A 19026-nucleotide genomic window follows, 5' to 3' on the forward strand; every position below is an offset into this window, starting at 1 on the left:
CCCCGGCCTTAATTAGCTAAAAGGCCTTAAAAAAGTTGAGAGGTCAGAGCCTCGCCACGTGCACCGAACAGGAGATGCACGGGTCGTAAGCCCTTACCACCATCTCTGCTAAAAGCTTCAGCCTCTCGGGGTCGTCGTTGTAGTGCTTTTCCGCCATCATCCTGACGTGCTCCTCCATCATCGCTAAGTTGAAAGCGGTCGGCGTTATGATGTCCGCGTAGGAAACCCTTCCGTTCTCGACTTTGAGAGCATAAACCAGAACCCCGCGCGGTGCTTCCGTGGTGGAAACGCCGAAGCCGTCCCTTATCTCGACTTCGTCTCTAGCTTTGAAGGGCCACCTCGCGAGGGCCTCGTCTATGAGGTCTATTGCCCTCTCGGTGAAGTAAACCAGCTCGATGGCCTGAGCTAAGTTGTTGGCGAAGGGATTAGTTGACCTCAGCAGGTCTCTGTGACCCTCATAAAGCTCCTTGGCTTTCCCGTAGAGGAGGTTTGAGTTGTTGACGAGGCGCGATATGGCACCGACCATGAAGGGCCTTCCGTGGTAGTGGCTGTGCTTGGCGAAGCTGTGCTCGACCACGAACTCCCTTATGTGCTCCCTGTATTCCTCGCTCGGGAACTCGTTGCCGTCGCTTGCCTTTATGTAGTCCCCGTAGATTCCGTAAGCGTTGCCCCTCGGCTTAACCGCCAAGTGGGTTATCGGCCCCTCGACCTCTTCATACTGCTCAAGCTTGGTAAAGAGCTCGAAGGTGTACTCTGCCTTCGGCAGGGCTTCCCTCAGCTTCCTCTTCATCTCCTCCAGCGTAGCTTTGTCCGGAAGCTTCCCGAAGCCGCCGAGGACGGCGTTCTCCTGATGGATTGCCCTTGAGCCGAGAACCTCCATGATCCAGCTCCCGAGGTTTTTAAGCTCCAAGGCTATGCCTATCTCCTTCTTGTACTCCTCAACCATGTGGAGCGGCCCGGAGTAGCCGAGGTAGTCGGGAAGCACTAAGAGGTAGAGATGCAAAGCATGGCTCTCTACCATGTCCCCTATGTAGAGGACTTCCCTCAGGGCCTGAATCTCCTCCCCCGGAGTGAAGCCGACCGCTTTTTCCGCCGCTTCCACCGCTGTGAGCTTGTGGGCGGCGGAGCAAAAGGAGCATATCCTCGGATAGATCGCTAAAGCCTCGTCGAGCTTTTTGCCTACGGTTATCGCCTCGAAAAACCTCGGCCCCTCGATGATGTTAAGCTTTACCTCCTTGACGCCCTCTTCACTGACAACTATCTCCACACCACCCTTGCCCTCGACGCGGGCTATGTGGTCAACGGTGATCGGGAGGTAGACGTTCTTCATTCTTTCACCCCCTCGAATATCCTTTTAACCATCTCCTCAAGCTTTGGATTGTGGGCGTTGAACATCCTCATCCTCTCAAGGATTTCCTCCTTCGTGAGACCTTTTTCCTTGAAAACTCTCGCGAGCGAGTCGAACCAGGCTACGTCGTAGCCTACCGCGCCCCTGCAGCCGATGCACGCTATGCCGTAGGCTGGACATCTTGCATCGCAGCCGGCCCTCGTTATCGGGCCGAGGCACGGCTCTCCCTTTTCAAGGAGCACGCAGGGGTTTCCGTTCAGCCTGCACTCAAGGCAGACCGGGTAGTCTATGTCCTCTGGCCAGGAACCTATGAGGAGGGTTCCGAGGGTGTAGAGGAAGTCGCGCTTTTCAGGCGGACAGCCGTAGATTTTGTAGTCCACCTTGATGTAGTTCTCGACAGGCTCTGCCTTCTTTGGCTGGAACTTGACCTTGGCGTCGCCGTAAACGGTTTTCCAGAGTTCTTCGAGGGGCTTATCGGTCCAGCTCTGAACCCCGCCCTGCGTCGCGCAGGCGCCGACGGCAACAACGGTCTTAGCGTTCTCCCGGATTTTCTTCACCAGCTCGACCTCTTCCTCAGTTGAAACGCTTCCCTCGATGAAGGCTATATCGACAGGCTCGACCTCACTGCTATCCCTCTCCAGCATATACCAGCACTTCACCTCGACGTTGGGGATTAGCTGAAGAAGCTCGTCCATCATGGCAAACTGGAGCTGACAGCCGTAGCATGACGTTAAAGCGTAAAACCCAATTCGGATCTTCTCTCCCATTCCCACCACCTCACTCCAGTAAGCCCGGCGTTGACACTATCTCGAAGTAGCCGAAAACCGGCCCGTCCTTGCAGACGTACTTCCAGCTCGTGCTCGTCCCGGCGACGCAGTGGCCGCACTTCCCGATTCCGCACTTCATCTTCCTCTCAAGGGTTACGTAGATGTTCTCTGGCCGGTAGCCGTAGTTGATGAGGGCCTCGAAGACGGCCTTGTACATCCTCGGCGGGCCACAGATAGCTACGGCCGTCTTCTTTGGATTGGTGTTGGCCTCGACTATGAAGTTCTGGGGCCTTCCGTGCCTCCCGGGCCAGTCCGGGTCTCTGGTTACGCTCTGGATTATCTTGACGTTTTCAGCTTCAGCCAAGTCCTTCATCGCCTCAAGCTCCCTGTAAAAGAGCAGGTCCTTTCCATAGCGGGCCGTGTTGATGAAGGTTACCTTTCCGTACTTCCAGCGGTTGTCCATCGCGTAGAGGAAGACGCTCCTGAGCGGTGCCGTTCCGAGGCCTGCAGCTATGAGAAGTATGTCCATGCCCTCCCACTCGTCAACGGGGAAGCCGTTGCCGTAGGGGCCTCTTACAAGGACGGTATCACCCGGTTTCAGTCTGTGAACGACCGTTGTCACCCTTCCGGCCTTCCTGATGCACAGCTCGAAGAAGCCCCTCCTCATCGGAGAGGAGCATATGCTTATCGGCACCTCACCAACTCCGGGAATCGTCAGCTGGACGAACTGTCCCGGCCTGAAGGCCCACTTCTCCGCTAACTCCGGATCCTCAAAGCGGAACAGGAAGAGCTTCTCCCTCTCGGTGAGCTTATAGACCTTCAAAACCTTGGCCCTGTGGAGGGCGTAGGGGTTATCGTTGGGCATCATAACCTCCCTCGGAAGAACCATGCTCACAGCCCATCCCCCCTCAGGTTTTGAACGTAGGCGAAGCCCCTCTTCGGTATCTCCTCGGTGATCTCGGAAGGACAGGTCTTCTCCTCAAGGCCGAGGATGACGCGCAGGTTCCGCACGAAGCTTATTCCGGCCGGACAGAAGGCCGTACAGCGGCCGCAGCCGACGCAGTAGCTTATCCCCAGCTTCTCGTTGTAGGCGTTCTTGCAGAGGTAGCGGTTCATGAAGCGGGCCTTTTTGGTGGGCCTGAAGTTGTGGTTTCCGGCCACTAAACCGTGGCTCCTGAACTGGCAGGAGTCCCAGCGCCTCTCGCGGTAGCCGGTTTCCCCGTCGAGGTTGACTATATCTTGCACCTCGTAACAGCGACAGGTCGGGCAGGTCGTGTTGCATATCCCGCAGGCGAGGCACTTCTCGCTCTCCTCATCCCACATCGGGTGCTCCATCTCAAGTTCAAGGAGATACCTTAAGTCGCTCCAGTCCTCGTGGTACTTGAAGGCCTCGCTCCTCTTCCTCTCGAACTCCCTGAAGGCGCAGATGTCCTCGGTGGTGACCTCCTCGAAGAGTTTGATGTTCTTGTCCACTATCCTGTGGCCGGTGGGGGTTCCAACGCGGACGAGCCATCCATCGGGAAGCTCGTGGAGGAAGAGGTCGAAGCCGTCGTCGGCAAAATCGGTCTCCCTTAGGTTGCAGAAGCAGTATTCATCTGGCATGCAGCTTATTCCTATGATGATTCCCTTCTCGCGCCTTACCTTGTAGTACTTGTCGGGAAGCTCGTCGAGGTATATCGTGTCGAGTATCTTGAGGCCGAAGATGTCGCAGGCGTGGACGCCGAAGATAACGAAGGGCTCGACGTCTTCTATGGTCTCCCTGTATTCCGCTTTCCTGATGTTGAACTCGAAGAGCTTCTCCCTCGGCTTGAAGAAGAACTTCTTCGGCGGCATTATCGTCCTCGTGTAGTGGAACTCGACCTTCCTGACGTCATCAATCTCCCTGAAGTCGTAGAACTTCTCTGAAATCTTGACCGGGGCGTGGAGCTTCCCCCACTCCTTGAGCCTTTCGAGGAAAGTGTAGGTGTTCTCCTTTGGAAGCTTAACGTACCTCAACCCAACCACCTCCGGTGAACATAAATATACACGTACCCATTTCCGCCCCCTCAGTAGGGGCTCATCTGGAGACTAAAAAAGCGTTTTTAAACCCGAAAATTGTAAACCAAAGGTTAAAGAGGGTATTTTAGCCGAGAAAAGCGCGGACAAAACTTCTTAGGATAACCTAACCTCTTAAACCTTTGGTTTACAACGGCCGGTTTCCTACCTTTTTTTGCCAAATTGAGCTTTGGAAAAGCGTTTTAAGTCGAAGGGAGAATTCACCATTGGGAGTGAATAAAAAGGCTGGAGGTGGTAGCTTGCCCTTCATCGCGGCCTTTATCCTAAGCTACCTGCTGTGGCTCGTCTTAACCGCTGGAACGAACGGTCTGCTCTGGAGCACGCAGGAGCTCATAGCGGGAGTGATATTTTCCCTGATAGTTGGCTACGCTACGAGGGACGTGATCGGTGAAAAGGCGGGAAGGTTCCTGAACCCCGTGAAGTGGCTCGGCTTCATAGTCTACTCGCCGGTCCTCTTCTGGGGGATGGTCAAGGCGAACCTCCACGTTGCCTGGCTCGTCATAACCGGGAAGATAAGGCCCGGAATAGTGAGAGTCCCCGTTGACCTCGAAAACGACGCCCAGTACACGATAATGAGCAACTCGATAACGCTCACCCCGGGAACGCTGACGGTAGATGCCTGTCCGGAGGAGAAGGCCCTCTACGTCCACTGGATAAAGATACCCGAGGGGATGGAAAGGCCCCAAAGTTCGGAGCCCGTTGCAGGGCCCTTTGAGAAGTGGGCGAGGAGGCTGGGAAGATGATGGAGACGGTTTTCTTCTACGCTGCACTGGTTGTCATGATAGCGGGCCTCATCACGATCCTCAGAATAATGCTGGGGCCGAGCGTCCCGGACAGGGTTGTAGGCCTTGACACGCTGAACACCCTCGTGGTTGCCGGAATGGTTCTACTTGGAGCAGCGTACGACAGGACGATCTACATCGACATAGCCATCGTTTACGCCCTGCTGAGCTACATAGGGACGCTCGCCATAGCGCGCTACCTCCAGGGGGGATTGGCGTGAACTGGGTAAGCTATCTCATCTACGCATTCTTGGCGATAAGCCTGACCTTCAACACCCTCGGGAGCATCGCCCTGCACCGCTTTCCAGACGTTTACACGAGGCTTCACGGCGCGACCAAGTGCACTACTTTCGGAACTATATTTGCGGTCTTAGCGGTCTTCACCCACGCCCTTTACAGGCTACACGTCACGGGCGATCCAAAGTACCTTCAGATGGCTCTCCACAGCATCGTGGCTCTGCTTGCCCTCCTCCTGACGAACCCGACCGGTGCGCACGCGATAGCCAAAGCGGCCCACCTGAGCGGCTACAAGCCGGTCAAGGCAGTGGTTGACGCCTACGAGGAGAAGCTCGGGGGTGAAGGCAGATGAACGTCCTCACGATAGACATGGCAATCCAGGCCATCGTCCTGCTGGGAGTGCTCATCACGGCCTATCTCACGATTCGCTTCAGGGACCTGCTTGCGGCGGCTTTGATGTCCGCGGGAATGAGCCTGCTCCTCAGCCTTGAGTTCTACACCCTCCACGCACCGGACGTTGCCATAGCCGAAGCGGCGGTTGGAGCGGGTGTCGTGACTGCGCTTGTGGTTTACGGAATAGCGAAGACCGAGAGGTGGGAGGGGAGAGCATGAAGAGAACGCTTGCTTACCTCTCACTGCTCTTCATCCTTGGAGTGCTCCTCTACGTGGCGAACCCGAACTACGGCCTCAAGTTCGGGCCGGGGGGGAATGAGTGGCTTTCGTTGAGGTACACGGACAACTACTACATCACCCACGGGCTTCAGGAGGTTGGCGGTGCGAACATAGTAACGGACATAGTGTTTGATTATAGGGGCTACGATACGATTGGAGAGGCGACCGTTCTCTTCACTGCCATCGCTGGAGCCGTGGCACTTCTCAGGCCCTGGGGGAGGGATGAGAGGTGAACTGTGTTGGGGACGACATGGGAGTGATAGTGAGAACCGCCGCGAGGGCCACGATACCGCTCATAGGCATCTTCGGGTCTTACATAGTTGCACACGGCCATCTGACACCGGGAGGTGGCTTCCAGGGTGGGGCGACGATAGCTGGGGCCGGAATACTCTTCCTGCTGGCGTTCGGCCTCGACGAAATGAAAAAGCGCTACAACAAGAACCTCTACTCAGCCCTTGAGGGGATAGGAGGTTTAGCCTTCCTCGGCGCGGCGATGCTCGGAATCGGCGTTGCCTTCTTCTACAACACGCTCTGGCACAACGGGCCGTTCTTCAGCGGAAAGCCTGGGACGCTACTCTCGGCCGGCTTCCTGCCGATAATGAACCTAGCGGTTGGGCTGAAGGTCTTCACCGGACTGGTAAGCGCGATGGCCGGCTTAGCGCTCTACAGGAGGTGGAGGGAATGATACAGTTCCAGTTCATAACGGCCTTCCTGCTCATAGTCCTCGGTATCTACGCCTTCCTCGCAAAGAACAACCTGCTCAAGCTGATCTTAGCTTTAGACATCATAGACTCGGGCATCCACCTGCTCCTCATAAGCCTCGGCTACCGTATAGAGCTCAACGAAATCCCGACGGCGCCAATCTACACCGGCTACGAGACGCTGAAGAGCCCGATGGTCGGGCCTCTGCCCCAGGCCCTCGTCCTGACGAGCATAGTCATCGGCGTCTGCGTTTTAGCTCTCGCGATGGCTTTGACCGTTAACGCCTACCGCCACTACGGGACGCTTGACGTGAGGGCTTTAAGGAGGTTGAGGGGATGAGCGCGGAGATACTTCCATACCTCATAATCATCCCGCTCTTCGGAGCGTTCTCGATGCCGATGGTGAACTTGGCTGGAAGGAAGGCGAGGGAAGCCTGGGCCGTCCTGATAAGCGGTGCAACGCTCGCGGTAGGCTCGTGGGTCTTCTACTGGGTCTACGAGAAGGGGACGGTCCTTTACACCCTCGGTGCAAAGAGCCCATTCGGCCAAGCAAACTTCCCGATAAGGATAGTCTGGGAGGTAGACCTCTTCGGCGCGCTCATGGTGCTGATGGTTACCTTTGTCGCTTTCATGGCAGTGATTTACTCCCTCGGCTACATGAGGCACGACACCGGGCTGGACAAGTACTACACGCTCATAATAATCCTCGAACTCGGAATGTTGGGCATAGCGATAACCGGAGACCTCTTCAACTTCTACGTCTTCCTTGAGATAATGAGCATAGCCAGCTACGCTTTGGTTGCCTTCAGGAACGACACGTGGGAAGCCATTGAAGCGGGCATAAAGTACATGTTCGTCGGCTCGGTAGCGAGCTCCCTGATTTTACTCGGCATAGCGCTCCTCTACGGCGAATACGGGACTTTAACAATGGGTTACTTGGCCTTAAAGCTCTCCCAGAACCCCACGATCGTTGGAAAGGTCGCATTAGCGCTCTTCATCTCGGGACTTCTCTTCAAGAGCGGTGCTTCCCCGGTTCACATGTGGCTTGCCGATGCACATCCCGCCGCTCCAAGCTCGATTTCGGCCATGCTCTCCGGCCTGGTCATCAAGATAGGAGGAATCTACGCCTTAGCGAGGATAGCCTTCAGCATCTACGGGGCGAGCGTAAGCGTGAAGACGGTCGGATGGCTCATAATACTCTTCGCCTGCATCACCCTAATCGTCGGCAACGCGATGGCGGTAATCCAGACCGACATGAAGAGGCTCTTAGCTTACTCCTCTGTCGGGCAGATAGGGTACATCCTCCTCGGGATTGGTATCGGCTTAGCAGCTTATGGAAGCCAGACAGGAGAGATAGCCTTAGCTGGAGCGATCTACCATACCTTCAACCACGCGCTCATGAAGGGCCTGCTCTTCCTCATTGCAGGGGCGGTGATTCACCAGCTCGGAACGAGGGATTTGAACGAGCTGAGTGGTTTAGCGAAGACGATGCCGAAAACAACCTTTGCCTTCCTAATCGGCGCGGCCGCGATAATTGGAATGCCACCGCTGAACGGCTTCGCGAGCAAGTGGCTCATCTACGAGAGCTCGGCCCTCTTCAATCCCGTCCTGGGCGCGATAGCGATAATAGGCACTGCCTTCTGTACCGCTGCTTACGTCAGGGTTCTCTACACCTTCTTCGGAAGGCCGAGCGAAAGGGTTATGGAGGCGAAAGACCCAGAAAAGAGTATGCTCTGGCCGATGCTGATCCTCACAATAGCGATAATCGTCATGGGCCTCTTCCCGTGGGGGATAAGCGATAAGGTCATGATTCCGGCGGCGAAGGCCCTCGAAAATCAGCTGGCTTACGTAGCCACGCTAATGGGGGGTGGTTGAAGTGTTCGGCTACTGGGACGCGCTCTACTTCCTCTTCGTCTTCATCATCGGGCTGATCTTGGCTTACCTCCTCGACCAGTGGGCGAAGAGGAGCGGTATGGGGACGAGAAAAACCGGGCCCGGAACAAAGATATTCATCAGCAGTGAAGACCCGGATAAGGTCATCCCGGGCTTCGAGCACCTTGAGGGCCACTACACTGGACGGAACGTCATGTGGGGCTTAACTTACGCCCTCAAGAACTTCTTCACAGCTCTCAGGAGGGAGCACACCGGTTTACTAACCGACTACGCGAGCTACCTCGTGATAACGACGGCCTTCGTCATGGGGGTGTTGCTGATATGGGGGTGAAAGGAGATGGCAATAACCGTTCCCGCTAACGGAGGCTCCAACTCACCGGAGCTCGAAAGGCTTGAGAGGAGAATAGCCCAGCTCTGCAGGTTCATAGGGAGGTCGCCGTGGGTCTTCCACATCAACAGCGGTTCCTGCAACGGCTGCGACATAGAGATAATAGCGGCCTTAACACCGCGCTACGACGCCGAGCGCTTCGGCGTAAAACTCGTCGGCAGTCCGAGGCACGCGGACATACTCCTCGTCACTGGCCCCGTAACCAACCAGAGCCTTGAGAGGGTTAAGCTGGCCTACGAGCAGACCCCGGAGCCCAAGATGGTCATAGCCGTTGGGGCGTGCCCGACCGGCGGGGGAGTCTTCTACGAGAGTCCCTTCACCAACGCGCCCCTCGACAGGGTTATTCCCGTTGACGTTTACGTCCCGGGCTGTCCGCCGAGGCCCGAGGCGATACTCCAGGGGGTCGTTTTGGCGCTGGAGAAGCTGGTCGAGAAGTTAAAGGGAGGTTCCGAGAAATGAGGGGATTTTTGGAGGTTCACAATCACATATCGCCCGAAGGGCGTTCCAGAGAGGTGAACACTGGAAAAGGGCCAGTTGAGAAGCCTCCCTCTCTCCCAAGTGCCCACTTGATTAGAAAAACGTTTTCCGCGATCCGTCAAGGACGTTCGAACGATAGTGAGAACGGCGCTTGCGCAAGCAAGGGCTCTAAGGGTGAGGTTCCGGAGGTGAGTAAGGAATGAACGATAATCCCGCTAACAAGGCAAACGAGGTTAAAGAGCCTACCAAGGCCGAGAAGGTCGCGAAAGCCATAGAAGAACGCTTCCCAGAGGCTGAAGTCCAGGTGAAGACCAACAGGTGGGGAAGACAGAGGGTCTGGGTTAGAGTTCCGAGGGAGAAGTACAGGGAGCTGATGGGGTTCATAAAAGCGCTCGATAGAGAAGCACACTACTCGATAGGCATCGAGCAGGACTGGGGGGGCGAGCTTGGCTTCCTCAGCCACCTCGTGATCCACTACGGCGATGCTCCGGCCGTTTCCCTCATAGTTGACGTCCACGCGCCGAAGGACGACCCGGTGATTCCCGATGTGAGCGACATATTCCCAATAGCCCTCCAGTTCGAGAGGGAAGGAATGGAGATGGTCGGGCTGGACTTTGATGGAGCGCCAGACAAGAGGAGGCTCTTCCTGCCGGACGACTTCCCCGAGGGAATCTACCCACTCCGCCTCGACGAGAAGGGAGTTTCAGACGAGATGGTCAAGAACGCGGGGCACCCCTACTATCTAAAGGGAGGTGCAAAGAAATGATGCCCATGAATGAGGTTCGCGCTCATCTGTCGTCAGGCATCGAAAGAGGAGCGAACGATGAAGGTTCCACTGGAAAGAGACCTCAAATTGCGAGAAAGCAGGTTGGTGAGTTGAATATCTTCCGCGAGCGCTTTGCGGAGCAAAGGGCTCTGGGGGGCGGATACCAATGACCGAGAAGGTCGAGTACTGGGTGAAGATGCCCTTCGGGCCGATTCATCCCGGTTTGGAGGAGCCTGAGAAGTTCATACTCACCTTGGACGGCGAGAGGATAGTCGACGTTGATGTAAAGCTCGGCTACAACCTGCGCGGAATCCAGTGGATAGCCCTCAGGAGGAACTACATCCAGATAATGTACTTAGCGGAGAGAATGTGCGGAATCTGCTCCTTTTCGCACAACCACACCTATACGAGGGCCGTTGAAGAAGCGGGGGGAATAGAGGTTCCCGAGAGAGCCGAGTACATACGCGTCATCATCGGCGAGCTGGAGAGGATTCACTCCCACCTGCTCAACCTCGGAGTTTTGGCCCACGACATAGGCTACGACACTTTACTTCACCTCACTTGGCTGGCCAGAGAAAAGGTCATGGACACGCTTGAGGCCGTCAGCGGGAACCGCGTGAACTACTCGATGGTGACCATTGGGGGCGTGAGAAGGGACATAGACGAGAAGAAGAGGCGGATAATCCTCGACATGATCAAATACTACCGCGAGGTCTTCCCGCAGATTGAGGAGGCATTCCTCCACGACCCGACGATAGAGGCCCGTTTCAGGGATACAGCGGTGATAAGCAAGAGGGTTGCCTTGGAGCAGGGAGCAGTCGGTCCAACGGGAAGGGGGAGCGGAATAAGGGACGACGCGCGCTGGAGCGAAAGGCTCGGCGTTTACCCGGACCTCGGGATAAAGCCCGTAATGCCTCAGGACGTCACCGGCGAGAGGCCGAGGGGAGACGTCTTCGACAGGATGGCGGTGAGAATAGGAGAGCTGTGGGAGAGCCTGGAACTCATCGAGAGGGCACTCGACGGGATGCCAGATGGAAAGATAAAGGCCTTCCCGAAGGACAACGTACTCTACGCGAAGCTCCGCCTTATGGTTGACGGGGAGGGAATCGGGCGGTACGAGGCTCCCAGAGGAGAGCTCGTGCACTACGTCCGCGGTAAGAAGGGGAGCGACAAACCGCTCCGCTGGAAGCCGAGGGAACCGACCTTCCCGAACCTCTTCGCTGTGGCGAAGGGGGTCATAGGCGACCAGGTGGCCGATTTTGTCGTTGCAGTCGCATCAATAGACCCGTGCCTGAGCTGTACCGACAGGGTCGCGGTGGTACAGGACGGTAAGAGGAAGATACTGACCGAGAAAGACCTCCTAAAGGCCTCGATAAAGAAGACGCGCGAGATAAACCCCGATATCAAGGGAGACCCGACTCCAGTGGGGTCGAGCTGTTCGAGGTGATGGCGATGGACGTGATGGGGAACATCGTTTACCCCACTGTTGGACTGCTCGGCCTCTACGCCTTCGTCTCACTCGCCTCGCTGGTCTGGGAGGGGATAGACAGGAAATTAGTTGCAAGAATGCAGAGGCGCATCGGGCCACCCATACTTCAGCCACTCTACGACTTCTTTAAGCTGGCGAGCAAGGAGACGATAATCCCGAGCACGGCGAACTACATGTTTAAAGCTGCTCCGGTTTTAGCTTTAGCCACCGCCATAGCGCTCTTAGCCTACACGCCAATGGGCTTCGCGCCGATCTTGGCGAGCAAGGGCGACGTGATAGTCTTCATCTACCTGCTCACCCTGATCAGCTTCTTCAAAATAGTCGGTGCCATAAGCTCCGGCAATCCATACGCGAAGATAGGAGCGGCCAGGGAAGCTACTGTGATGGTGTCCAGAGAACCTGCGATGATGCTCGCTATCTTCGCCATAATGTGGCGCATAGGAAAGCTCGGCGTTCCAAAGCCCTTCAGCATGGGGGTCTTTTACGTCCACAACATCTGGGAGATAGGGACTCCGATGAGCTTCGTTGGGGCGGTAATACTCCTCTACGTCTTCACCGTCTGGCTGGCGAGCGAGATAGAGGTCGGGTTCTTCAACATACCCGATGCGGAGGAGGAGATAGCCGAGGGACTTTTGGTTGAGTACAGCGGGAGGTATTTAGCGTTGCTCAAGCTGACGAACGCCATGAAGGCCTTCATCTCGGCCTCGCTGGTCGTGGCGATATTCTTCCCGTGGGGGATTTCGGGCTACTTCAACCTCACCGGTCTCTCGGCAAACGTTGCAGACCTGCTCTTCCACACGCTGAAGGTCTTCGCCCTGCTCTTCGTCGTCCAGAGCGTCTTTAGAGCAGTTACCGGAAGGCTGAAGATAACTCAAGCTGTGGACTTCCTCTGGAAGAACGTCTTCCTTGCTTCCCTCGTCGGCTCGCTCCTCATAGCTATGGAGGTGATAATGTGAGGGCGCCTCCGCTTGTTCCAACGGTCCTCAGGAACCTCCTCAGGAAGCCAGCGACCAACCCCTTCCCGAAGACGGAGCCGGTTCCTATTCCGGAGGACTTCAGGGGAATGATAACCTACAACGTGGACAAGTGCGTCGGCTGCAGGATGTGCGTCAACGTCTGTCCCGCTGGAGTCTTCGTCTATCTACCTGAGATAAGGAAAGTGGCCCTCTGGACGGCGAGATGCGTCTACTGTGGCCAGTGCGTTGACGTCTGCCCGACCGGGGCGCTCCAGATGAGCAGGGACTTCCTCTTAGCGAGCTACGACAACAAAGCAGACCGCTTCATACCTCTAAAGCCCGAGAAAGTCGAGGAGCTGAGAAAGAAGGCGGAGGAAGCTAAGAAGGCTAAGGAGAGGGGCAAAACTACAAAAAACACAGCCAAAAAGGGACGTTGAATCCCTTAACCTTTCCCGTTTCTTGTTATCGTGCCCCTACCGAGGATTTCGCCGGTTCTCTCTGAGAAGGCAAGAATTTCACTGTTTTCAACCTGGGTGAATACTACAATGCACTCACCGTACTTTAAAAGTTCCGCGACAAGGGGCTCATCCTCGATAAAAAGAGTTATGGTGAAGGAGAGGGACTTCATTCCCCTCCCCCGCTCCCTGCGACGACAACCTTCTCTTCAGCGGGCTTAGCGGTTATGACGAGCTTGCCTCCGACGTCCTTGATCTCCATGACGACCTCGGAGACTCCCTTTCCCGCGCCACCACCGAAGGCCTCGGCCATCTTCCCAAGAACCTCGTCGGCCATCTCAACCGTCATGTTGGCAACAAGCTTCGCCATGGAATCACCTCCCTCGGTTTTTCATACCCCAATCTGAGTTCAAAATATTTAAATTTTTCGATAATTTTCGTTTATTCAGTTTAAACTGAACAATATGTTCAGCCAAAAGGATTAAAACGATTGGAACAATATTTGGAACTATGAAAGGCGAAGAAAGTCCCAAGTTCTATGTGGAAAAGATCCTCGAAAGCTTTGGCTATCCACCTGCTCCCGCCAGGATCTATGCCCAGTTGCTCTTTTCAGAGAGACCGAAAACGATAACAGAGCTCGCCGAAGAAACCGGACTCGGAAAGTCAACGGTCTCCACATCCCTGAGACTTTTAGAACACGACGGGCTGGTCTATTCAACGAAGGTGGGGAAGAAAAAGCTCTACTACGCCAGAAGTGCCCTGAACAGGCTGTTGCTTTTCCCAGACAGAATCCTTAAGGAGTACGTTGTCCCCCTGAGGAAGTTGCTGGAAAAGAACCCGGAGAAAAACAAGAACATACTCAAGGACGTCAAAGAGTTCGAGGAACTTGCCCGTGCAATACTCAAACTGATGGAGGAGTACTCAAAATCCTAAACGCTGAATGTCTGCCAAGTTGACCCTCATCAAAGAAGCTGGGCCGGAAACGAAAGGAGCAAAAAGCAGTCATATGAAGCCCCTTTTCATTATCTCCCCCTCTATCTTCTTGACATCAACCCCCATGAGCTCAGCCTCGCCGCGGAGCCTCTGGTAGTGGGCCCACTCAACGTTTGCCAAGAACTCGTAGAGCTCTCTCGACTCCCTGTTCTCGGTTATTGAAGCCAAGTGCTCATAGAGCTTTTTGGCGATGAGTTCCGTCTCCATCGCAACCCTGAAGACGAACTCAAGGTTCGCGGGATTTTCAAGGGCCCTCGCGAGGTTGACGACCTCTACGTAGGGAACGTCAACCCTCTTTGGCTCCTCGCCGTAGGTCTTGACGTAGAGCCTTTTAAGGCAGTCTCCATGCTCCTCCGACTCCTTGGCAAGCTTCCTGAAGGTTGATACAAGCCCTGGGGGGAGCCGGAGCTCCTCGGCCTTCTTCGCTAACTCCCAGTAAACCTCGGCTTCCTCGTACTCCCCGAAAGTCCAGTAGGCCAAGACACCCCTCTCGGAGAGTGAAAGGAGCATTTCCCTGAACCTCTTCAGCGTATCTTCAAGGTTCTCCATCCTCAGTCCTCCAGACCGAGCTGCCCCTTGAGGGAGGCCAGAGACTCGTAGTGCCCCCTTTCTATCTCCGCAAGCCGGAGGTAGGTCTCCCTGAGCCTCTCGTTACTGCATTCCTCGGCGAGCCTCCGATATATCGTCTCGGCGAGCTTCTCGCTCTCCATCGCTATCCTGAGGACGTCTTTGATGTCCTCCACCTTCCAGAACTTGCCGAGGACGTTCAGCGCTTCAACGTTCGGAACGTTAACCTCAACGAGCTCCTTCCCGTACTCAGCCCTGTAAATCTTCAGAAGCTCGTCGCCGTGCCTCTTGGACTCATCGCCGAGCCTTTTGAAGGTCTCCACGACGTTATCTGGAAGGCCGAGCTCCTTCGCTCGTTCGGCCAGCTTCCAGTAAGTCTCGGCCTCCTCGTATTCGCCCTTAATCCAGTAGCTGAGGAGTTCGCGCTCGTCCAGCTTCCTTATCTCGTTCAAAATCTCCACGACCATTTCAATCACCCAACCTTTCATATTCCCTTTTGAGGGCCTCGTAGTGAGTTTTCTCAACGGTGGCCAGCCTGAAGTAGAGCTCCTTTAGTTTCGGATCCTCAACCTTCTCGGCGAGGGTCTTATAAGCGTTCATTGCTATGAGCTCGCTCTCCATGGCCGTCTTCAGGACTTCCCCGACCTGATCTGCTCTTTCGAACTTTTCGATGACCGGGAGAACTTCTATCGGCGGTAGATCGCTCTCCGGTTCCTTAGAATAGCTCTCCCTGAAGAGTCTCGTCAGTTCTTTTGCATGTCTCTCCGAGTCCCTTGAGAGCTTTTCAAAGGCCTCAACCAGGCTTTTAGAAAGGCCGAGGTTCCTGGCGCGCTCGGCAAGCTGGCGGTAGAACTCGGCCTCCCCCCTTTCGCTCTTTATCCAGTATGCCAAGCCTTCCTCATAGGATAGCTTTGAGAGCCCCTCAATGACCTCATCAACGTCGAGCACCTCATTCACCCCCTATCCACCCGACCGGCTCTATCTCTATGGCCACCACACCGTACTTTTTCTCCTTTTCCTCGCTGTAAAAGCGCCTGTAGACCTTTACGCCATCCTCGATGCTCTTTACCTCCGGAAGAACGTTCTCGATGCCTTCCTTTTCAAGCATCTCCCTGAACGATGAGTAAACGCGGACGTCCTTTACAACCGCTATGAGCTGGTTTTCGAAGATTACCATGTCACCGGGCTTTATCCCCTGCCTCTTCTCGTCGTATAGGCGCCCCTCGACCTTCTTTCTCCCCTCGGCTATGGCCTTCAGGTACTGGGGCTGAAGTCCCATCCTCCAAGTGGTCATGGGCTCACCTCACAGCAGTGCCCTTATCAAGCTCGGGCTGACCCTCAGCAGACCGGCGAGGAGGCGCGGTCTCTTGGCTATCGCCTTGAAGGTTCTCAGGTGGTCGTCGAAGTCAGCCTCCTCCTCTATGACCCTCCTGGCTTCCTCGCTCGAGAGAACCCTGAAGATCCTCTCAATGCCCTCCTGGGTCAGGTTGAGGAAGACCCTCCTGAGCGTCAGCCCAAAGGATATCTGCCTTCTCACAGCTCTGCAGGAGCGCTCGTAGGAGCTTATCTCCCCCGAGAGAATGGCCCTGGCCAGGTGGTGGGCGCATATGGCCCCAAATACTATCCCGCCTGCTGTCGTTGGCTTTATCTGCAGTGCAGCGTCCCCGAGGAGGGCGGTGTTCCCCCTCACCCAGGGCTCCCTCCAGCCGAGCCCCACGACCCCGACCTTGAACTCAATCGCCGACGTTGGCTTTAGGTTCCTGAGCCTGAGAAAGCGTTCAAGGGAGCTCAGCTCCCCGAAGGTCCCCACCCGGGCGACTTCGTCCCCCAAGGGGGCAACCCACAGGAAGAACTCCTTGTTCAGGGACTTGTTCACCCACACCTCCGCGAACTCCCTTCTGAACTCCCCGAAAACCTCCAGCTCGTATCCCCTTAGGAACTCCGCCCTGCTCTTACTGCCGATCTCCCTCGCAACAGTGCTCGCAACCCCGTCCGCTCCAACGTAGAACTTTGCCTCGACCTCGAACTCCTCCTTGAGGTGCGAGAGGCGGGCCCTCCTCCCCCTGAACCCTAAGAAGTTCGTGGCCATGAAGTAGTCGGCCCCCTTTCTGATTGCCTCCTTTGCGAGCTCCTTCTCAAGGTTTTCCCTGTCCACCACGTATGCCTGGGTTTTTTTCCTGGAAACCTCGAAGCTCTGAACCGCGGAATGAAAGACCGCTCCTCTGAGCCCGTTGATTACCGCCTCCTCGGGTAGGTTGAGGGCCTCGAAGCTCTCGGCCCCGATTATTCCGGTGCAGGCCTTGCCCCCGAAGGAGCCCTTCCTTTCAACGACGGCCACTTCGAGCTTTCCGGCCAGGAGCCTTGCGAGGTAGTTGCCAGCGAATCCCCCGCCGATTATGAGAACGTCGTACCTCATCTCCTCCCCCGACTGGATTTGCCTTTGAACCCTAAAAACCTAACCTTTCTGGTTTAAAATCCGGCGGGCTAACTTATCTTGTACCTCAGTATCGCGGCGAGTCCGCCGAAGGCCTTGTAGAACTGCTGGCCCTCCTCCGTGTCGAGGGATATGACCTCAACGTTCGAGCCGGCTTCTTCGGCCATTTTTATTAGCTCCTCCGCCACGTCCCACTTCTCAAAGCTGATGTTCTGGCTGCCGCACCTCGGGCAGTGGGTGAGCCTCTTTTTGTAGGCCTGGAACTCGGCCTCGCCCATCGTTTTCACCTCTTCCCAGCCGCAGTTGTTGCACTTCGCGCGCACTCTAACGCGGTCGTACCCCTCGCTTATGAGGAGCGTGTCAACGGCGCCGAGTTCGAGGGCCCTTCTGACCTCCCTTTCCCCGTAGGTTATCATCCCTGTGTCCTTGACGAGGTGCCTGAAGAACTCCTGTATGAGCTTCTTCTCCCTGACGGCCTCCTGATCCTTCAGTATGTCGCTGGCCTTCTCTACGAGCTCCCTCAGACCGTACTCCCCGCTGTAGCTTATGTCGACGACGCCTATTATCCTCTTCCTCAGCTCGTGGTGGAGGTAGTCGCCCTCTATGAAGTCCTCCTTCGTCGGCCCCGGGCCACCCACGATGATTCCCCTGAGCTCTCCCTTCTCAAGTAGGGGGAGGAACGCCCTGTTGGCGTGTTCCGCTATGCGCTTCATGAACTCGTGCGTCTCCTGCTCGCGGATGCGCTCGTAACGCCTCGCCGACTGACCACCAGCTCGGGTCTTTCCGGGGACGTTCGAAGTGAGGTCGTCTATGAGCTCTATCCTCTTTCCCCTTAGGAGGCCTATCGTGGCCTCGTTCTTCTCCACGGTTATGAGGCCGTAGGCGTCCTTTACTCGAAGCATCTCCTCAAGAGGCTCCGTGACAAAGGTCTGGTCGCATCGGTAGAGGCGGATCCTCAGCGGTTCGGGGGGGACGATGGCCCATAGCTTTATATCGCTGACGCCCTCCTGCTCGCTCACGTTGCCGACGAAGAGGGCGAGGCCGTTCTTTGGGGTCTGCCTGTAGAGCTTGAGGTGCTGCATGGCCCTCTCAAGCGCCCCTAAGACGTTCTTTCGCGTTGATTTGCTCTTTATGTTCTGAGCCGTCCCGTACTCCTCGCGGAGCTGCTGCATGACCTTGTTTATGTCATACCCGTCTGGTATGTAGATGCTGACGAGCTCCGTTGCCCGGCCTCGATACTTCTTCAGCTCCTCAACCCTCTTCTTGAGTTCGTACATTTCAGCCGACTTGTGAGACATGAGAATCACCCCGTTACCTCGCCTGGGAAAAGCACGAGGGGGAAATTTATAAAGGTTTGGAGGGGGGCCAAAATCCCTCGGTGGGTCAGGTGAGCTTCTCCAGGGTTTCCCTCGCTATCTCGCCGAGCGGGATCCACTTCTTTCCCTCGAACGGAAGAACAACCTTGTCCTCAACGTTCAGGAGCCCTTTAACGTCCTCCTCAAACTCCTTGAGCTTCAGCTCCCCTATAACCACCAGCAAAAAGCCCTTCTGTTCGCTGTTGGCCGAGCTTAAGCTGCTCCTTATCTCCTCGACTATCCAACTTCTGTACCTCCCTATAAGATCCGGGAACGTTTTGATGATGGAGTAGGCGAGGATCATGGCGTTCTCCTTGACGTAGGGATTTCTGCTGTGGATGAGGCCTAAGAGCTTTTTAAAGCTCTCTGGGGAGAACTGCTTCCCCATAAAATCCGGGTTGAGCTCAAGGAGCTGGGTGAAAACGAGCAGGGTATCCCCAACGATCCCCGGGTTCTCGTCGTCGAGGAGCTCAACGAGTGCCTCGAAAACCTTCCTGTCCTTCACGGCCTCCTGGGTCAGAACCTCAAACTGGCCGTCCTCAAGCATCCCCCTGACCTTTTTCTTTTTCGATCCGAAGGAAAGGAACCCCATTATTACCACCGGCTTACCGCTCTATCCTTAATATATTCTAAATCAGGTTAAAGGTTTTTTGGACGCTAACGTTTTTAACCGAGACGATTATGGTGAAGG

General features: G+C 55.7%; 28 protein-coding genes. 15 read left to right on the forward strand and 13 right to left on the reverse strand.

Features of this window, described 5'->3' with window-relative positions:
- Positions 1–43 precede the first annotated feature (43 nt).
- From hydA to hydB, 4 genes are read right to left on the reverse strand one after another with little or no spacing between them, the layout of a single operon-like run.
- Positions 44–1330 (reverse strand): NADPH-dependent hydrogenase/sulfhydrogenase 1 subunit alpha, encoded by a 1287-nt coding sequence (gene hydA, locus MVB78_RS02210; protein WP_297487388.1) that lies wholly within the window; start codon positions 1328–1330, stop codon positions 44–46.
- Complete coding sequence (gene hydD / locus MVB78_RS02215) at positions 1327–2115, reverse strand: NADPH-dependent hydrogenase/sulfhydrogenase 1 subunit delta (RefSeq protein ID WP_297487390.1); 789 nt, start codon at positions 2113–2115, stop codon at positions 1327–1329. The genes hydA and hydD overlap by 4 nt, the downstream gene beginning before the upstream one ends.
- 10 nt (positions 2116–2125) lie before the next feature.
- Positions 2126–3004 carry an NADPH-dependent hydrogenase/sulfhydrogenase 1 subunit gamma gene (gene hydG, locus MVB78_RS02220; protein ID WP_297487492.1) on the reverse strand — a complete coding sequence of 293 codons (879 nt, stop codon included), beginning with the start codon at positions 3002–3004 and terminating at the stop codon, positions 2126–2128.
- A 2-nt stretch (positions 3005–3006) separates the two neighbouring features.
- Complete coding sequence (gene hydB / locus MVB78_RS02225) at positions 3007–4110, reverse strand: NADPH-dependent hydrogenase/sulfhydrogenase 1 subunit beta (RefSeq protein WP_297487391.1); 1104 nt, start codon at positions 4108–4110, stop codon at positions 3007–3009.
- Between the two features lie 299 nt (positions 4111–4409).
- Here hydB and MVB78_RS02230 point away from each other — a divergent pair, with 299 nt between their 5' ends.
- The 14 genes from MVB78_RS02230 (at position 4410) to MVB78_RS02295 (ending at position 12968) form a co-directional block, all read left to right on the forward strand.
- Positions 4410–4913, forward strand: a complete 504-nt coding sequence (locus MVB78_RS02230; protein ID WP_297487393.1) for a monovalent cation/H+ antiporter subunit E — start codon at positions 4410–4412, stop codon at positions 4911–4913.
- Positions 4910–5173, forward strand: a complete 264-nt coding sequence (locus MVB78_RS02235; RefSeq protein WP_297487395.1) for a cation:proton antiporter — start codon at positions 4910–4912, stop codon at positions 5171–5173. Before MVB78_RS02230 ends, MVB78_RS02235 begins: the two co-directional genes overlap by 4 nt.
- Complete coding sequence (gene mnhG / locus MVB78_RS02240; protein WP_297487396.1) at positions 5170–5541, forward strand: monovalent cation/H(+) antiporter subunit G; 372 nt, start codon at positions 5170–5172, stop codon at positions 5539–5541. The genes MVB78_RS02235 and mnhG overlap by 4 nt, the downstream gene beginning before the upstream one ends.
- Positions 5538–5801, forward strand: a complete 264-nt coding sequence (locus tag MVB78_RS02245; RefSeq protein WP_297487398.1) for a DUF4040 domain-containing protein — start codon at positions 5538–5540, stop codon at positions 5799–5801. The genes mnhG and MVB78_RS02245 overlap by 4 nt, the downstream gene beginning before the upstream one ends.
- On the forward strand, positions 5798–6094 hold the full coding sequence (mbhE, locus tag MVB78_RS02250) for a hydrogen gas-evolving membrane-bound hydrogenase subunit E (RefSeq protein WP_297487400.1): 297 nt from the start codon (positions 5798–5800) through the stop codon (positions 6092–6094). The genes MVB78_RS02245 and mbhE overlap by 4 nt, the downstream gene beginning before the upstream one ends.
- A gap of 17 nt (positions 6095–6111) precedes the next feature.
- On the forward strand, positions 6112–6546 hold the full coding sequence (locus tag MVB78_RS02255; protein ID WP_297487494.1) for a Na(+)/H(+) antiporter subunit B: 435 nt from the start codon (positions 6112–6114) through the stop codon (positions 6544–6546).
- Complete coding sequence (locus MVB78_RS02260) at positions 6543–6902, forward strand: NADH-quinone oxidoreductase subunit K (RefSeq protein WP_297487402.1); 360 nt, start codon at positions 6543–6545, stop codon at positions 6900–6902. Before MVB78_RS02255 ends, MVB78_RS02260 begins: the two co-directional genes overlap by 4 nt.
- A complete protein-coding gene (locus tag MVB78_RS02265) occupies positions 6899–8437 on the forward strand; it encodes a proton-conducting transporter membrane subunit (RefSeq protein WP_297487404.1) in 1539 nt (512 codons plus the stop codon). The genes MVB78_RS02260 and MVB78_RS02265 overlap by 4 nt, the downstream gene beginning before the upstream one ends.
- A 1-nt stretch (position 8438) precedes the next feature.
- Complete coding sequence (locus MVB78_RS02270; protein WP_297487495.1) at positions 8439–8786, forward strand: hydrogenase; 348 nt, start codon at positions 8439–8441, stop codon at positions 8784–8786.
- A gap of 6 nt (positions 8787–8792) precedes the next feature.
- The gene (locus MVB78_RS02275; RefSeq protein ID WP_297487407.1) at positions 8793–9302 is read left to right on the forward strand and encodes an NADH-quinone oxidoreductase subunit B family protein; all 510 of its coding nucleotides are present in this window, start codon (positions 8793–8795) and stop codon (positions 9300–9302) included.
- A 217-nt stretch (positions 9303–9519) separates the two neighbouring features.
- Positions 9520–10086, forward strand: coding sequence for an NADH-quinone oxidoreductase subunit C (locus MVB78_RS02280; RefSeq protein ID WP_297487409.1), 567 nt, complete (start codon positions 9520–9522; stop codon positions 10084–10086).
- 166 nt (positions 10087–10252) lie between these two features.
- Positions 10253–11533: a nickel-dependent hydrogenase large subunit gene (locus MVB78_RS02285; protein ID WP_297487411.1), complete on the forward strand. Its 1281-nt coding sequence runs from the start codon at positions 10253–10255 to the stop codon at positions 11531–11533.
- A gap of 5 nt (positions 11534–11538) precedes the next feature.
- Positions 11539–12531, forward strand: a complete 993-nt coding sequence (locus MVB78_RS02290; protein WP_297487497.1) for a respiratory chain complex I subunit 1 family protein — start codon at positions 11539–11541, stop codon at positions 12529–12531.
- Positions 12528–12968 (forward strand): 4Fe-4S binding protein, encoded by a 441-nt coding sequence (locus MVB78_RS02295; protein ID WP_297487413.1) that lies wholly within the window; start codon positions 12528–12530, stop codon positions 12966–12968. Before MVB78_RS02290 ends, MVB78_RS02295 begins: the two co-directional genes overlap by 4 nt.
- A gap of 5 nt (positions 12969–12973) precedes the next feature.
- Here the strand turns inward: MVB78_RS02295 and MVB78_RS02300 are convergent, their stop codons facing one another.
- Together MVB78_RS02300 and MVB78_RS02305 are read right to left on the reverse strand one after the other, a co-directional pair.
- Complete coding sequence (locus tag MVB78_RS02300; protein WP_297487415.1) at positions 12974–13159, reverse strand: hypothetical protein; 186 nt, start codon at positions 13157–13159, stop codon at positions 12974–12976.
- Positions 13156–13356, reverse strand: coding sequence for a hypothetical protein (locus tag MVB78_RS02305; RefSeq protein WP_297487417.1), 201 nt, complete (start codon positions 13354–13356; stop codon positions 13156–13158). Before MVB78_RS02305 ends, MVB78_RS02300 begins: the two co-directional genes overlap by 4 nt.
- A gap of 140 nt (positions 13357–13496) precedes the next feature.
- Between MVB78_RS02305 and MVB78_RS02310 the strand changes: the two genes are divergently transcribed.
- A complete protein-coding gene (locus MVB78_RS02310) occupies positions 13497–13919 on the forward strand; it encodes an ArsR family transcriptional regulator (RefSeq protein WP_297487418.1) in 423 nt (140 codons plus the stop codon).
- Positions 13920–13988: 69 nt separating this feature from the next.
- Here MVB78_RS02310 and MVB78_RS02315 read toward each other — a convergent pair whose 3' ends face one another.
- The 7 genes from MVB78_RS02315 to MVB78_RS02345 all read right to left on the reverse strand — a co-directional run bounded on the left by MVB78_RS02315 (position 13989) and on the right by MVB78_RS02345 (position 18927).
- Positions 13989–14528, reverse strand: a complete 540-nt coding sequence (locus MVB78_RS02315; RefSeq protein ID WP_297487420.1) for a ferritin family protein — start codon at positions 14526–14528, stop codon at positions 13989–13991.
- Positions 14529–14530: 2 nt separating this feature from the next.
- Positions 14531–15013, reverse strand: coding sequence for a ferritin family protein (locus MVB78_RS02320; protein ID WP_297487422.1), 483 nt, complete (start codon positions 15011–15013; stop codon positions 14531–14533).
- Between the two features lies 1 nt (position 15014).
- On the reverse strand, positions 15015–15494 hold the full coding sequence (locus MVB78_RS02325) for a ferritin family protein (RefSeq protein WP_297487424.1): 480 nt from the start codon (positions 15492–15494) through the stop codon (positions 15015–15017).
- 1 nt (position 15495) lies between these two features.
- Positions 15496–15840, reverse strand: a complete 345-nt coding sequence (locus MVB78_RS02330) for an ASCH domain-containing protein (RefSeq protein ID WP_297487425.1) — start codon at positions 15838–15840, stop codon at positions 15496–15498.
- Between the two features lie 9 nt (positions 15841–15849).
- On the reverse strand, positions 15850–16962 hold the full coding sequence (locus MVB78_RS02335; RefSeq protein ID WP_297487427.1) for an NAD(P)/FAD-dependent oxidoreductase: 1113 nt from the start codon (positions 16960–16962) through the stop codon (positions 15850–15852).
- Between the two features lie 68 nt (positions 16963–17030).
- On the reverse strand, positions 17031–18278 hold the full coding sequence (gene prf1 / locus MVB78_RS02340) for a peptide chain release factor aRF-1 (protein ID WP_297487429.1): 1248 nt from the start codon (positions 18276–18278) through the stop codon (positions 17031–17033).
- An 85-nt stretch (positions 18279–18363) separates the two neighbouring features.
- Entirely contained in the window at positions 18364–18927 is a 564-nt protein-coding gene (locus tag MVB78_RS02345) for a hypothetical protein (RefSeq protein WP_297487431.1), read from the reverse strand.
- Positions 18928–19026 lie beyond the last annotated feature (99 nt).

This window comes from Thermococcus sp., from assembly GCF_026991495.1.
Taxonomy (GTDB): Archaea; Methanobacteriota_B; Thermococci; order Thermococcales; family Thermococcaceae; genus Thermococcus.